A 15,196-nucleotide genomic window follows, 5' to 3' on the forward strand; every position below is an offset into this window, starting at 1 on the left:
GGCTCAGGAAGCGTTGGCCCGCGCGGGCTGCACGGCGTGGCGGGTGGAGGGAATGGCATCCACGGACCAGACGTGCGGAGGACGCGCCACCCCGGTGTCCCCGAGAGCGGAGCGCACGGTGAATCGGGACTGGCCCTTGTGCTCGTCGTACGTCTTGCCGTCATGGCCCTTCACGTACACGTCCAGGATGTAGTCGCCAGGAGTGAACGTGACCCGCTGCAGGGTCAGCCGCACGGTCCCCGCGGGAGGCAGCGGGCATGGCAGGGACACGGACTCGAGCGAGGTATGGGTGCCGTACACCTGGACGCCATCCGCCCGGCTCACGGAGATGCCAAACGTCGCATCCTCCACGGGCTGCCGGGTGGTGAAGTCGATCTGGATCTCCAGCAGGTCCTCGGTGTCCACCGAGGTGACCTCCGCCCCCGCGGCTCCCCGCAGACTCACCCGGGACAGCTCCACCTCACGGCTGCTGGGGCGCGCGTTCGAGGCGTCGGTCAGCTGCCCCTGGGCTCCAGGCAGAGGGACAGGCGTCACAGGCACCTGGGGCAGCGCGCCGCCGTCCTTGGCGATCGCCGCCGGGCCCAGGACCATGGACTGCTCCTCCGCCAGCGCCACGGCCTGCCGGTACTCCTGCGTCACGTCCTTGGGGGGACCCACGCGGCGGATACGCCCCGCGTCCACCCAGACGGCCAGATCACACCACTTCTCCACGGTGACCAGATCGTGGGTGACGAGGACAATCGTCTTCCCCGCCGCCTTGAACTCCATCATCTTCGCGAGGCTCTTCTTGCCAAAGTGCTCGTCGCCCACGGCAAGCACTTCGTCCACGATGAGGATGTCCGGATCCACATGCGTGGCCACGGCGAAGGCCAACCGGGCGTACATGCCGCTGGAGTAGGTGCGCACCGGCTCGTCGACAAAGTCGCCCAGCTCGCTGAAGGCGATGATGTCGTCCATCCGGGCGCGGATCTCTGCCCGCGTCATCCCCAGGATGATGCCGTTGATGATGATGTTCTCCCGGCCCGAGAAGTCCGGGTGGAACCCCGCCCCCAGCTCCAGCAGGGCCGAGATCCGTCCCCGCATCTCGATCTCCCCGGAGGTGGGCGAGTAGATGCCCGTCATCAGCTTGAGCAACGTGCTCTTGCCCGAGCCGTTGCGACCGATGATGCCCACCGTCCGCCCACGGGGAATGGTCAGGTCGATGCCGCGCAGCGCCTCGATGAACGTCTTGTCGGCCGCGCCGCGCTTGCCCTTGAGCCAGCGCACCAGCTCCGACTTGAACGTCGTGTACTCGCGCCGGATGGTGCTCTTCTTGAACCGCTTGATGACGTTGCGGATGACGACGGCGTCGCCATCCGGATGCGCTGGGTGACTCAAACGACCTCCGCGAAGTCCTCGCGGCGGCGCTCGAAGAGCTCCGACGCCATCCACAACAGCACCGCCGCGATGCCCATCCACATGGCCAGGGGACCGGCTGCCGGCAGCTGGTGATCGTAGAAGATGGACTGGTAGGACGTGACCATCACCGCCATGGGGTTGGCCAGCACCATCAGATCCCGGATCTGCTCGGGGATGGTCGTCACCCGGTAGAAGATGGGCGTGACGAAGAACCACATGGTCAGCAGGTTGCCGACGATCTGCTGCAAGTCCCTGAACGTCACGTTGATGGCGGACAGCAGGTAGACCAGCGCCAGCGTCACGCACAGCTGAACGAACATCACCACCGGGAACAACACGATGTGCCAACTGGGGTAGTGCCCCAGGAAGAGCCCCAGGCCGATCAGCAGCGGCACCGAGAGCACGAAGTTGCACAGGTTGGTGGCAACCACCGTGGCCGGCAGCACCTGGGCCGGGAAGCGCACCTTGGTGAGCAGATCGCGCCGATCACTGATGGAGCTGGAGCCCGCGCTCACCGAGCTGGAGAACCAGATCCACGGCAGCAAGCCAATGAACATGAAAAACGCGTAATGCTCGATCTGCTGCCGCATGTAGACGGAGAACAGCAGCGTGTAGACGAACATCTGCAACGTCGGGTTGAGGAACGTCCACAGGAACCCGAGCACCGAGCCCCGGTAGCGCGCCTTCAGCTCTCGCTGGATGAGGCTGAGCAGCAGGCCCCGGTATTGGTAGATCTCACGGAGGTTACGCAACATGCGGCGGTATCCCTACACCAGATGAGCGGCTGGCCGCGAGCCCCCCGACTTCCGCGCCTGTCCGCCCCCGAGCCGCCTTGCCCGGCAAGCAAGCGCGAGCGGCCTCCGCCGGTGGATCCCTCTGCGCCGCGCCCCCAGCGCACCCGCGAACCGAGGGCACCTGCCCCTTCGGTCCGTGGCACCCCATCCTACATGCTCCTGGTGGATTTTTCCGTTGCATTTCCAAGGGATGGACAGCTCCCCGCTATTCGATGGATCCTCACGAGGCCGTGAGAGAACACACACACTCCCCTGCCAGCGGTGGAGCGCGCCAGCTCTGGAAGGAAGCGCGGACCTTCGCTGACATCCTCCGGCGTCGCGCGGCGGAGCAGGGGCAGATTCCGGCCTTCACCTTCCTGGGTGCGGAGGCCTCCGAGGATGTGACGCTCTCGTACGGAGAGCTGGATCGGCGGGCCCGCGCCATCGCGATGGAGCTGGAGAAGCGCAGCCTGTCCGGGCAGCGCGTCCTCATCGTCCTGCCGCCTGGCCCGGCCTCCGTCGCCAGCCTCTTCGGCTGCCTCTACGCGGGGGTGATCGCCGTCCCCGTGCCGCCGCCGCTGTTCGATGCGCCGGGGCTGGAGCCCAAGCTGCTGGCCGCCATCGCGCAGGACTCGGGTGCGGCCGCAGCGCTCGTGGGCGGTCCCCGCCCCGCCGAGGGTCAGCGCCTCACGATTGAGGGCCTCGCGGCGCACATTGATCTGATCCCCACCGAGGACGCGGCCTCGGCCTCGCCTCCGGCCGATTGGACGCCGCCGTTCGTGGATTCGCGCGCCATCGCGCTCCTGCAGTACACGGCGGGCACCGCCAGCACCCCCAAGGGCGTGCGGGTGACGCACGCCAGCCTGCTCGACAACTCGGAGGCCCTGCGGCGCGGGCTGGGGCAGACGGCCTCGGACAAGTTGCTGCTGTGGCTGCCCACGCACCAGGGGCTCGGGCTGCTGGAGGGCGTACTCCAGCCCCTCTACACGGGTCTTCCCGCCGTGCTGCTGCCGCCCTCGGTCTTCTTCCAGAAGCCGCGGCGCTGGCTGGAGGCCATCTCCACCCACGGCGCCACCATCAGCGGCGCGCCCGACTTCGCCTACGAGCTGTGCGTGCGGCGCGTAAACGAGGCCGAGCGGGCCGGACTGGATCTCAGCCGCTGGCGCGTGGCCTTCTCCAGTGGCGAGGCCGTGCGCGCGGAGACGATGGAGCGGTTCTCCTCGCACTTCGCCCCGTGCGGGTTCCAGCCCAGGGCGTTCCGGCCGGTGTACGGGCTCGCGGAGTGCACGTACGTGGTGGCCAGCAGCAGGTCCGAGGATGGGCCGACCCTCCGAGGCGTGGGCGTGGATGCCCTGTCCCAGCAGCGCATCACCGAGCGCCGCGGCGCCGCGACGAAGCTGGTGAGCTGTGGCCCTGCCTCAACCGTGCAGGTGATCATCGTCAACCCGGCCACGCGCGCGCTGCGCGGAGATCAAGAGATCGGCGAGGTGTGGGTAACGGGCCTGAGCGTCGCCGATGGCTACTGGGGCCGGGTGGGCACCACCTCCGAGGCCTTCCGAGGGCGCTTGTCGGGCTCGGCCGCGGGCATGCGGGCCTTCATGCGAACCGGGGATCTCGGCGCCACCTCGAACGGAGAGCTGTACGTCACCGGCCGCATCCAAGACGTGATCATCTGGGAGGGCCAGGACCTGCGCCTCCATGATCTCGAGTTCGACGTGGAGGCGAGCCACCCTGCGCTGGTGCCCGGCAGCTGCGCGGCCTTCGCCCACAAGCAGGGGCGCGAGGAGCAGTTGATCGTCGTCGCCGAGGCCTTCCCGCCCGGCACCTCCCAGGCCGCCCCCGTGCGCATGGAGGCGCTGACGCGCGAAATCACCCGCGCCATCCGCCTGAACGTGTACCAGCGCCACGGCGTGCAGCCCACCGAGCTGCTCCTGCTTCGCGCCGGGACCCTGCCGCGCTCGTCGCTGGGGCGGGTCTCCCGGAACGCCGTCCGCACGGCCTACCCTACCTTCGAGTCCGAGCCGCTCCTGCGCGACCGGGGCGAAGAGCCCACCGAGACGGTCTCCACGCTCCAGGTTCCCGCTCCCACGGCTGCGGTTGCCACCCGCGGTGAGGCGGAGCCCGAGGGGACAATCCCCACGGGGCTTGTGCCGCTGACGCCCGCGATGCACGCCGTCCATGCGCCGGCCCATGCGGTGGAGCACCCCACCGGTGCGTGCCGGGTGTTCGAGCTGCCGCAGGGCACCCGGTGGCAGCACGTGGAAGAAGCGCTGCACGCCGTGTGGATGGCGCACGAGACGCTGCGCCTGCGCTTCGCCCGCTCCGAGGCAGGAGGCCCGGAGGCCTGGGCGGCGGCCATCACCCCCGAGAAGAGCCCCGTGCCGCTGACGCGCATCGAGCTCTCCACGCGTCCGGATGAGGAGTGCTGGCAGTTGGTGGAGCGCACCGCCCGGGAGCTGGGCCTCGAGCTCGGCCAGTGCATCGGCAACCTCGCCTCGTTCGTCTTCTGCGATCGCGGGCCGCGCAGCCCGGCGTGGCTCCTGGCCGCCTGCCACCCCTCCCTGCTGGATGAGTCCTCCTGGCGGATCCTCGCCACGGATCTCGCGGAGGCATGCGAGCAATCCCGGACGCGCGGACGCGTGCGGCTGACACCCCAGAGCGGCTCGCTCACGCGGTGGGTCCAAGAGCTCATGAACGAGATCCAGCTGCCGCGCATCGCCTCCGAGGCTCGCGCACACTGGCTCGCCCGAGCGCCCGTGCCGGCTCCGGCGCGTCCCTCTCCCGCCTCCCAGGAGCTGCCCGCGCCAGGAGCCCTCGCCGTGATCGACGCGGCGGCGCTGCGGCGGGCCTCGACACTCTTTGACGTGTCCCAGGAAGCGCTCCTGCTGGCAGCGTGCGCCCACGCCTACGGCACGCAGCTGCAGCGGCCCACGGTCCGCATCGGCCTCGAGCAGAGCGCACGCGTCAGCAGCCACTACCCGGTGGATGCCTCGCGCATGCTGGGCAACCTGGACTTCTCCTTCCCTGCCACCCTGGCCCTGGAGCCGGATGCCGCGCCCCAGGAGGTGGCCCGCTACGCCCACGCTGAGTTGCTGGGCGCACCGCTCGGAGGACTCGCGTATGACGGCCTGCGAGCCTATGGCGCGGATCGCGCGCTCGCCACGTCGCTCACGGCGCTGCCCGCGCCCGACTTCACCCTGCACCTCGCCGACGAGGGTGCCCCTTCGAGCCGCGAGAGCCTGCACACCCTGGCCATCTTCGAGAGCGCCTTTCCTCCGGGACAGGGCACCGCGCGGATGCGCGTGGAGGCCCGGCTGTCCGCCGAGCGGGCCCAAATCCTGTGGCACGGCACCACCTCGGAGGGAGTGCTGCTGAGCTTGTTGGCGCAGAAGACCGAGCAGACGATCCGCGCGCTCTGTGCCCAGGCGGATGGCAATCGGGCCGCTCCCGCGCAAGGTCCGGGTGCCGCGCGGACCCCCACCGCTCAGAGCTCCCACTGACGCCCTCCGGGGAGAAGACAGGTCCGCATGTCCCAGACGGAGCTCCGCCGTGCCGCCGAAGCCATCCGCTCCGCCGATGCGCTCCTCATCGGCGCGGGCGCGGGCATGGGAGTGGACTCGGGCCTGCCCGACTTCCGCGGCAACGAAGGCTTCTGGAAGGCCTACCCCGCCTACGCGAAGCTGGGCCTGGACTTCGCCTCGATGGCGAACCCCGAGGGGACTGGGGCTGGGATGAGACACGCGCGAGCGCACAGCTCCGCATCAACGTCCGAGAGCCCCAGGTGCCTGCGGAAGGCATCAGACTCCCCCTCAAGGCCTTGGAGGCCCTGAAGGGGATCTCGGAGGAGTTGGAGCGAGCCTGAGCCCGCTTACTGCGCGCTCTGCTGCGCCGGAGGAGCGAACCGGCCGGCGGCCTTGAGCACGCGCAGCGCGGCCAGCGAGGCGTTGAGCGTCTCGCCCACGAACCCCGTCTCCGCCGCCGCGAGCGCCGTGTTGGCGTCCGTCACCTCGAGGTAGGTGGCGGTGCCCGCCTTGAAGCTCACGTCCACCAGCCGCTGGCTCTCGCGCGCCAACTGCAACTGCCGCTCGGCCTTGAGGCGGTTGGCGCGGGCGCTCGCGAGATCCAGCAGGCCCCGGCGAATCTCATCGCGCACCTTGTTCTCGGAGTTGGCGGCGTTGGCCTTCGCCTCGGCGATCTTCGCGCTGCTCTCGCGCAGCTCCGCCTCGCGCAGGCCGCCGTCCCAGAGCACCCACTGCAGGCCCACGGTGACGAGCCAGCTCGTGTTCTTCCCGGTGAAGCCACCCACGTTGGCCCAACGGTACGCCGCGGACAGGCCCAGCGAGGGCGCGTACTTCCACTTCACCGCGCTGCGCCCCGTCTCGGCCAGATCCACGCTGCGCCGCGCTGCCGCCACGTCCGGACGGTCCTGCAGCGCGCGCTCCAGGTCCTCGATGCCCTCGGGCATCACAGGCTCCTCGGGCACCACCACGTCGAAGTCCGCCGGCTCGTTCATCAGCGTGGCCAGCGCCTGCAGCGTGCTCAGGTAGGAGTTGCGCGCGCGCACCAGATCCTGCTCCGAGCGAGCCTTGTCGATCTGCGCGCGCAGCAGCGCCACCTTGGGCTGGGCGCCCGCGTCGAAAGTCAACTGCGCGTCCTTCTCACGGGCCGTCTGCACCTCCAGCAGCCGCTCCTGCACCGTGACGGCCTCCTTCAGGCCGGCCGCGCCGAAGTAGAGCTGCGCCGCGCCGAAGAGGATCTCCCGGCGGGCCGCCTCCACATTGAGGGCCGCCACGTCCTCGGCGATGTTCGCGCTCTTGATGGCCATGCACAGCGCCGGCGCGAGCAGCGCTTGGTTGAGCTGCACCTGGGCGCCGAACTGGTTGTAGACCTGGATGGGCGCGGTGATGACGCCCGTGGGCACCAGCCCCAGGTTGGTGGGAGTACCCGGCAGGGTCGGATCGTCGGTGTTCTGCGGCGCGCCAAGATCGCGGACCGCGTAGCCGGTGGGCAGGGAGATGGAGGCCTCGTCACTGTTGCGCGTGTACGAAGCGCCAGCGGAGATCTGCGGCAGGTAGCCGCTCCACGCCTTGGAGGACAGTTCCTGAGCCTGAGCCAGGCGCGCGCGGGCGGCCTGCAGGTCCAGGTTCTGGGACTCCATGCGGACGAGCACTTCCTGGAAGGTGAGCTTCCGGGAGACGGCGGCAGGGGCGGCAGGGGTCGCCGCGGGAGCGGCTTCGGGGGGAGCCTGGTCTACGGCCAGGGCAACGAGGGCAACGAGGGCGAGGGGGCTCATGACACCCTCCTAAGCACTGCGAGGCGCTGCGATGAGTGGCTCATAAAGGCGGGTTCTGCGGGTTGAGGAGAGAACTGCGGGACGGGAGCAGATACACCCTTCCCGTGCGGGCTGGAGGCCCGGAAATCACTCAGGGCACGGAGGGAGGGGGTTACTCACCCCGCTCCGTCCGGGAGGCGGGCGAGGCGTATCACCCCCGCCCTCCGCACCATGAACTCAGGCGGCGTCGGCCTTCGGCGGGTGCAGATCCGCGTGCGCGTCGAGCGACGGCGCCGGGCGAGCCTTCGTCACCCGCCGGCGCAGACCATCCACCAGCGAGTAGAAGACAGGCACCACGCCCAGCGTCAGCACCGTGGAGGTGATGAGACCGCCGATGATGGCCACGGCCATGGGCACGCGCGTCTCCGCGCCGTCGCCGCGGGCCAAGGCCACCGGCACCATGCCGGCGATCATCGCGATGGTCGTCATCAGAATGGGGCGCAGGCGGATGGGGCCTGCCTCCAGCAGCGCCTCGCGCGTGCTCTTGCCCTGCTCCTTGAGCTGGTTGGTGAAGTCCACCAGGAGGATGCCGTTCTTCGTCACCAGGCCCATGAGCATGATGATGCCGATCATCGCGAACATGGACATGTACTGGCCGGAGATGAGCAGGCCACCCAGCGCGCCGATGATGGCGAACGGCAGCGACATCATGATGGTGATGGGGTCCAGCAAGCTGCCGAACTGGGCCGCGAGGATCATGTACACGAGGATGATGCCCAGCAGCAGGGCCATCAGGAACGCGAGGCCCGCCTTGGCGAGTTCCTTACCCTGACCCTCGAAGTCCGTGATGACGGTGGGCGGCAGCTCCTTCTGGGCGTAGGTGTTGAGGAACCCGATCGCCTCGCCGAGCGAGTAGTTGCGCAGCTCCGCCAGCACGGTGATCTGGCGCTTCTGGGCCTGCCGGTCGATCTGCGAGGGGCCCTCATCCGGGCGGATGTCCGCCACGTTGCGCAGTTCCACGAGCTGGCCCATGGGCGAGCGCACCGTGAGGGCACCCACCTGGTCCGGATCCGCCAGCACCTCGGGAGGCAGCTTCACCTTCACGTCGTAGGTGTCACCGCCCTCGCGGTACTGGGTGATGGCGTCGCCGCCCAGGAAGGAGCGCAGCGTGGTGCCGAGCATGGCCGCGGGCACGCCAACGCTGGCGGCGCGCTCGCGGTCGATGTCCACGGACAGCTGCGGCTTGCCCGAGCGGTAGGTGAGGTCCACGTCCACGAAGCCCGGCTGCTGCTTCATGGCCGCCTTGACCTTCTCCGCGGCTGCGATGACTTCCTTCCAGTTGTCGCCGCGGATGTTGAACTGCACCGGCTGGGACCGGGCGCCACCGCCGCTGACGGCCGCGTAGTCCTGCGCGTTGACGAGCACGCCCGCGCTGCGCACCAGGTTCTGGCGCAGGAACTGCTTGAAGTCCTGCTGCCCATAGGTGCGATCGGAGATGGGCACCAGGTTGACCATCAGCTCGCCCTTGTGGACCTCCTCCTGCACGCCGCCACCGGCGGCGGTGTAGACGCTCATGACACCCGGCAGCTTCTCGATCTGGCCGCGGACGCTGGCGATCTCCTGCTGCGTGCGCTCCAGCGGGGTGCCGATGGGCATCTCCACCGTCACCTTCGTCATGCTCATGTCCTGAGCGGGGATGAAGGTGAAGTTGATGAAGCGCGCCAGGAACAGCGTCAGGAAGAGCACGCCCACCGCGGCGCCCATGGTGATGGCGCGGTGGTCCAGCATCCACCGCAGCGAGCGGCGGTACACGTTCTCCGTGGCGGTCAGCACCTTCTCGATGCCCCGGGAGACAGCGCCCGGCTCGCCGTGGTGCTTGAGGAGGCGGCTGGAGAGCATGGGTGTGAGCGTCATCGACACGAAGTACGAGATGCCCACCGCCACGGCCACCGTGACGCCGAACTGGTAGAAGAACTTACCCATCATGCCGTCCATGAAGGCCACGGGGATGAACACCGCCACGATGGAGAGCGTCACCGCGAGCACCGCGAGGGCGATCTCCTTGGTGCCCTCGTAGGCTGCCTTGAAGGGGTTGGCCCCCTCCTCCACGTGCCGGATGATGTTCTCGATGACCACGATGGCGTCGTCGATCAGCAGGCCGATGGACAGCGTCAGCGCCAGCATCGTCACCACGTTGAAGGTGAAGTTCAGCGCCTGCATCACCGCGAAGGTGCCGATAACGGAGGTGGGCAGCGCCACCGCGGACACCAGCGTGGAGCGCCAGTTGCGCAGGAACAGGAGCACGATGACCACGGCGAGGATGCCACCGATGATCATGTCCTCCTGCACCGCGTGGATGGAGGAGCGGATGAACCGGGAGCCGTCCGTCACCGTGGCCACCTTGGCGCCCTTGGGCAGCAGCTTGGTGATGTCGCCCAGCGAATCCATGACGTCATGCGCCACCTGCACGGTGTTGGCGCCGGACTGCTTGCGCACCACCAGCGCCACCGCGCGCTCGCCGTTGAACGAGGCGCCCGAGCGAGCCTCCTCGGGGCCGTCCACCACGTTGGCCACGTCGCGGATGCGCACCGGCGCTCCGGCGGGGCTGGCGATGATGAGGTTGCGCAGCGCGTCCACGCTGCGGGCCTCGCCCTGGAGCTTCACCACGCGCTCGGCGCCGGGCTCGGAGGTGCGGCCACCGGGGATGTCCACGCTCTGCGCGCGCAGCGCCTGCGTCACGTCCGAGATGGACACGCCGTAGGTGCGCAGCAGGCCCGGCTCCACAATGATCTGGATCTCGCGCTCCTGGCTCCCCACCAGATCGATGCCACCCACGCCCTGCTTGCGCTGCAGCGCGGGCTTCACCACGTCCTTGGCCAGACGGGTGATCTCCTGGATGGGCAGCGGACCGCTCAGCGACAGGGTAAGGATGGGCGCCGCGCCGATGTCGAACTTCTCCACCACGGGCGTCTCCGCCTCGGTGGGGAGCTTGGACAGGGTGGCCTGGACGCGGTCACGCACGTCCTGGGCGGCCACGTCCACGTTCCTGTTCAGCGAGAACTGGACGACGATCTGCGACACGCTCTCCACGTTGATGGAGCGCAGCGTCTCCACGCCGCTGAGCGTATTGAGCGCCTCTTCCAGCGGGTCGCTGACGTTGTTCTCCACCGTCTCCGGGTCCGCGCCCGGCATGATGGTGGTGACCGTGACGACGGGGAAGTCGACGTCCGGGAACTGATCCACGCCGATCTTCGGATAGGCGAAGAGGCCGAACACCACCAGCGCCAGCACGAGCATGGCGGTGAAGATGGGTTGGCGAATGAAAGTTTTAATCGGATCCATAGTGGGTCTATCCGTTCAATCCGTCGGAGTTACTGCACCACGCTCACGGCCAGCCCCTCACGCAGGGAGGCGGCGCCCTCGACGACGACCTTGTCGCTCGGCTGGAGGCCGCCGCGCACCTGGGCGAAGCGCGGGGTGACGGGCAGCGCCTGCACGTCCCGGCGCGCCAGCCGGCCGTCCTCGACGACAAACACGTAGCTACCCTTCTCGTCCTTCAGCAGCGCCTGGGACGGGAGGAAGAGGCCCGCCAGCGCCTCGCTCCGGGAGAAGTCCAGCTCTGCCAGCGAGCCGGGGCGCAGCACGCCCTTGCGCTCGCCCGTCACGTCCGCCAGCACCTCTACAGTGCGGCTCTGGCCATCCACCACCACGCCCACCGTGCGCACGGTGGCCTCGAAGTCCGTGTTGCCCGGGATGACGCGGCCGTGGATCTGCATGCCCTCCTTGAGCGCGCCCGCCATGGACTCGGGCACCGGCAAGCGCACCTCGAGATCCTCCACGTTGGTGAGCGTGAAGATGGGTGTGGCCGGCACCAGCGACACCGTGTCACCGATGTTCTTCATCTTCGCCGTCACCACCCCGTCAAAGGGGGCGCGCAGCGTCTGGTCCCGCAGCATCTCCTGGGCCGAGCGCACCGCGGCATCCGCCTGGGCGAACGCGGCGGAGGCCTGGCGCTGGCCGGCCTGCACCTTGTCGAGGATGGCCTGAGGAGCGCTGCCGCCCTCGAAGAGCTGCTTCGTACGCGTCAGCTCGATGTTGGCGCTGTCCAGGCCCGCCTTCGCCATGTCGCGGGCCGCCTCGGCCTGGTCCACGGCGATGAAGAGGTTGGAGGAGTCCAGCACCATCAGCGGGGCGCCCTTCTTCACCTTGTCGCCCACGTTCACCAGGAGCTTGTCGATGGTGCCCGTGGCCGGGGAGCTGAGCGTGGCCTCGAGCCGGGAGCGGATCTGCCCCGTCACGCGGGCGACATCGCCCTGCAGCTTGTCCATGGGAGGCGCGGCGCGGACGCCCAGGGTGGCCTGGCCCGTGGTGGCGGCGCTGGGAGGTAGCTCGGCCTTGTTGGCACGCGCTTCAGAGCAGCCCAGTCCAGCGGCGGACGCCAGCGAGCCCAGCAGGAGGAAACGGGTGAGGGAACGGGAAGTCATGTGTGTGGAACCTCGAGAGGGAAAACTCAAGAAACGGAACGGGTGGGCTCGGGAACGGAAGAAGGAGCGGCCCCCTTCTTCCGAGCGTTCCAGTGCTCGCGCGAGGACTGGACCACCCCCCGGAAGAAGTCGAAGAACTCAATCGTCGCGAGGAAGCGCTGCATGCGCAGGGCATCGTCCGGCCCCAGCCGCTCCATGCGGGTGCGCATGATCTGAAGGATCTCCGTGAGGCCCTCCAGCGCGTCATCGAACTGGTGCTCGAAGGCCGTGTCGCTGAAGACATAGTAGTGGCGACGATCCCCGGGCAGGCCGATCTCCTCCACTAGCCCTTTGGTATGAAAGCTCCGGATGTTGGTGGACACTGACGCGGGGCTCACCTTGAGCAGCTCCGCGATGGTCCCCAGCGCCAGCGGCTTCGAGGCCAGCATCAGCAGCCCCAGCATCCGCCCTCCGATCCGCGGAAACCCGGCCTTGTCCTCGAAGTGCAGACCCAGCGACTCGATGAAACGCTGGTCTTCGGGCGTTAGAGAGAGCTCGTCCTTGTCACCGTCCACCACTGCAGCCTCCTTGGCGACGCATCGAATAGTTTCTTCGATTCGTTCAGTCAAGACTGAAAGATTAAGAAATATAAATGGTTCCGTTGGTGGGGACGTAACAATCGGGGAATCCCCATGTAGGACAAGCCAGGGCTGAAGGCCCATGACCCGGAAACAGGGTCGCCTGGTCCTTAAACCTTTTTTGAACGAGGTCCGTTTCAGGGAGAGCCCGGCCGCTTGGAACCCGGCGAGCCGACTTCCCTACCCTGGAGATCTCGTCCCATGCTCAAGTCCTTCGCCCTCGGCTTCGGTCTGCTCACCTTCCCCGCCGTGGCCCTGGCAGGCGGCCCTCCGGCCAAGCCGGCCTCGGCGGCCGCTCCTGCTGCGGTGGATGCCGCGCACAGCGCGCCCCGGGTGCAGATCGCCCTGCTGCTCGACACCAGCAGCAGCATGGACGGGCTGATTGATCAGGCGCGGCGCCAGCTGTGGACGGTGGTGAACACGTTCGCCAAGGCGCGGCGGGGCACGCAGCTGGCGCAGCTGGAGATCGCCCTCTACGAGTACGGCAAGAGCTCGCTGTCGTCCGAGGGCGGCTACATCCGACAGATCGTCCCCTTCACCACGGACCTGGACAAGGTGTCCGAGGAGCTGTTCGGCCTGAAGACCAACGGCGGCGACGAGTACTGCGGCATGGTCATCCAGAAGGCCACGCGCAACCTGGAGTGGAGCAAGAACAAGAACGACCTGAAGCTCATCTACATCGCGGGCAACGAGCCGTTCACGCAGGGCTCGGTCTCGTACCAGAGCGCCATCGCGGACGCGAAGGAGCGCGGGATTACGGTGAACACCATCCACTGCGGCTCGGCGAACGAGGGGGCCAGCACGGGGTGGGCGGCGGCGGCGCAGCTCGCGAGTGGCCAGGCGCTCAACATCGATCAGAACAAGGCGGTGGTGCACATCGCCGCGCCGCAGGATGACGAGATTGCCAAGCTGGGGCGCGAGCTGAACAAGACGTACGTGGGCTACGGGAGCAAGGGCGCGGAGGCCAAGATGCGGCAGGAGGCGCAGGACACGAACGCCGCCGCCTCCGCGGGCAGCGCCACCACGCGCGCGGTGTCCAAGGCCAGCCGCATGTATGACAACTCGGGATGGGATCTGGTGGACGGGACGAAGAAGGGCGCGGTGAAGCTCGAGGAAATGAAGGAGGAGGAGCTGCCCGCCGAGCTGAAGGGCAAGAACGCCGACGAGCGCAAGGCCTATGTGGACGCCAAGGCGAAGGAGCGCGCGGACATCCAGGGGCGCATCCAGAAGCTCCAGTCCGAGCGCGAGAAGTTCGTCGCGGAGAAGCAGAAGGCTGCGGCCTCGGCGGCGGGCGGGGACTCGCTGGACAAGGCCATCATCGAGTCCGCCAGCAAGCAGGCCGCGGCTCAGGGCATGGCGCTGGAGTAGCCCAAGGCTTGACGTTCTGGAGCGAAAGCGGTCCCGTACCGTCTCTTCCTTCGAGGTCCTCTCATGAGACGGTCTCCCCTCCTGCTCGCGCTCCTCCTGCTGACGCTTCCCCTCGCGGTCCACGCCCAGACCGAGCTGCAGGTCTGGCACGGCTACCGCGCCGCTGAGCGCGCGGGCCTGGAGAAAGTCGTCGCCGCCTACAACACCGCCAAGGCCAGCTCGGGCGTGAAGGTCTCCCTGCGCGCCATCCCGTCCGATGCGTTCACCGACAAGATCACCGCCGCCGTGCCGCGCGGCGTGGGGCCCGATGTCTTCATCTTCCCGCAGGACCGGCTCGGCGGCTGGGTGGAGAGCGGCAACACGCTGGAGCCGCTCGACTTCTTCCTCGATGACGCCACCCGGAAGCGCTTCCTCCCCACCACCCTGGAGGCCATGACGTACCGGGGCTCCGTCTACGGGCTGCCCCTCAACTTCAAGGTCATCACCCTCATCTACAACAAGAAGCTCGTGGCCAAGCCGCCGAAGACCACCGGCGAGCTCGCCACCGTGTGCAAGCCCCTGGCGGCCAAGGGCGCGGACTCCACGTGCCTCGTGTATCCGTACACCGACTTCTACTACCACGCGGCGCTCATGAACGCGTTCGGCGGCCGAGTGTTCGATCCCGGCCCCACGCCGCGCCTCGACGCCCCCGAGAACGTGAAGGCCCTGGAGCTGCTGCTGCGCTGGGTGGACAAGGATCGGCTCCTGCCGCGCGAGCCCTCCACCGTGCTGACCACCTCGCTGTTCAACGCGGGCAAGGCGGCCATGGTGTTCTCTGGCCCCTGGTTCCTCGGGGAGATCTCGCCGGAGATCGACTACGGACTGGCGCCGCTGCCCACCGTGGACGAGGCCGGCGGAAAGCCCATGAAGCCGTGGATGACCGTCGAGGGCGTTGCCGTGGCCGCGCCCTCCAAGAACAAGGAGGCGGCGTATGACTTCGTCAGCTTCCTCACCGGCCCCGAGGGCGCGAAGCTCATGGCGCTCGTGGGCCGCCAGAACCCCGCGTTCGAGCCGGTCTACAAGGATCCCGAGATCGCCAAGGACACCACGCTGGCGGCGTTCCGCGCGCAGGCCGAGACCGCCATCCCCATGCCCAACGTGGCGGAGATGACGATGGTCTGGTCCCCGATGACCACCGCCATGAACGCCATCGTGCGCAAGGCCTCGGCCCCCAAGACGGCGCTGCAGGATGCCCAGAAGGCCGTCCAGAAGGACGTGGCGAGCCTGCGCAAGAAGCCCTGAGGT

10 protein-coding genes are annotated in these 15,196 nt (G+C 68.5%); 4 read left to right on the top strand and 6 right to left on the bottom strand.

What is annotated here, in order from left to right:
- Positions 1-3 precede the first annotated feature (3 nt).
- Positions 4-1,377, bottom strand: a complete 1,374-nt coding sequence (locus tag DB31_RS25290) for an ABC transporter ATP-binding protein (protein WP_044192176.1) — start codon at positions 1,375-1,377, stop codon at positions 4-6.
- Complete coding sequence (locus DB31_RS25295; protein ID WP_044192178.1) at positions 1,374-2,153, bottom strand: ABC transporter permease; 780 nt, start codon at positions 2,151-2,153, stop codon at positions 1,374-1,376. Before DB31_RS25295 ends, DB31_RS25290 begins: the two co-directional genes overlap by 4 nt.
- A 269-nt stretch (positions 2,154-2,422) precedes the next feature.
- Here DB31_RS25295 and DB31_RS25300 point away from each other — a divergent pair, with 269 nt between their 5' ends.
- A complete protein-coding gene (locus DB31_RS25300) occupies positions 2,423-5,671 on the top strand; it encodes an AMP-binding protein (protein ID WP_044192558.1) in 3,249 nt (1,082 codons plus the stop codon).
- Positions 5,672-5,698: 27 nt separating this feature from the next.
- Entirely contained in the window at positions 5,699-6,001 is a 303-nt protein-coding gene (locus DB31_RS50700; protein ID WP_044192180.1) for an SIR2 family NAD-dependent protein deacylase, read from the top strand.
- A gap of 38 nt (positions 6,002-6,039) precedes the next feature.
- On the opposite strand, the gene DB31_RS25310 is transcribed toward DB31_RS50700, so the two are convergent.
- The 4 genes from DB31_RS25310 to DB31_RS25325 form a co-directional block, all read right to left on the bottom strand.
- Positions 6,040-7,464, bottom strand: coding sequence for a TolC family protein (locus DB31_RS25310; RefSeq protein ID WP_044192182.1), 1,425 nt, complete (start codon positions 7,462-7,464; stop codon positions 6,040-6,042).
- A 216-nt stretch (positions 7,465-7,680) separates the two neighbouring features.
- Positions 7,681-10,785 (bottom strand): efflux RND transporter permease subunit, encoded by a 3,105-nt coding sequence (locus DB31_RS25315; protein ID WP_044192184.1) that lies wholly within the window; start codon positions 10,783-10,785, stop codon positions 7,681-7,683.
- 29 nt (positions 10,786-10,814) lie between these two features.
- Positions 10,815-11,927, bottom strand: coding sequence for an efflux RND transporter periplasmic adaptor subunit (locus tag DB31_RS25320; RefSeq protein WP_044192185.1), 1,113 nt, complete (start codon positions 11,925-11,927; stop codon positions 10,815-10,817).
- A 26-nt stretch (positions 11,928-11,953) separates the two neighbouring features.
- Positions 11,954-12,481, bottom strand: a complete 528-nt coding sequence (locus DB31_RS25325) for a GbsR/MarR family transcriptional regulator (RefSeq protein WP_240486883.1) — start codon at positions 12,479-12,481, stop codon at positions 11,954-11,956.
- Positions 12,482-12,745: 264 nt separating this feature from the next.
- Between DB31_RS25325 and DB31_RS25330 the strand changes: the two genes are divergently transcribed.
- On the top strand, positions 12,746-13,912 hold the full coding sequence (locus DB31_RS25330) for a vWA domain-containing protein (RefSeq protein WP_052420227.1): 1,167 nt from the start codon (positions 12,746-12,748) through the stop codon (positions 13,910-13,912).
- A gap of 63 nt (positions 13,913-13,975) precedes the next feature.
- The gene (locus DB31_RS25335; protein WP_044192186.1) at positions 13,976-15,193 is read left to right on the top strand and encodes an extracellular solute-binding protein; all 1,218 of its coding nucleotides are present in this window, start codon (positions 13,976-13,978) and stop codon (positions 15,191-15,193) included.
- The last annotated feature ends 3 nt before the right edge of the window (positions 15,194-15,196 follow it).

Origin of the sequence: Hyalangium minutum, from assembly GCF_000737315.1 — a bacterium.
In the GTDB taxonomy this organism is placed as follows: domain Bacteria; phylum Myxococcota; class Myxococcia; order Myxococcales; family Myxococcaceae; genus Hyalangium; species Hyalangium minutum.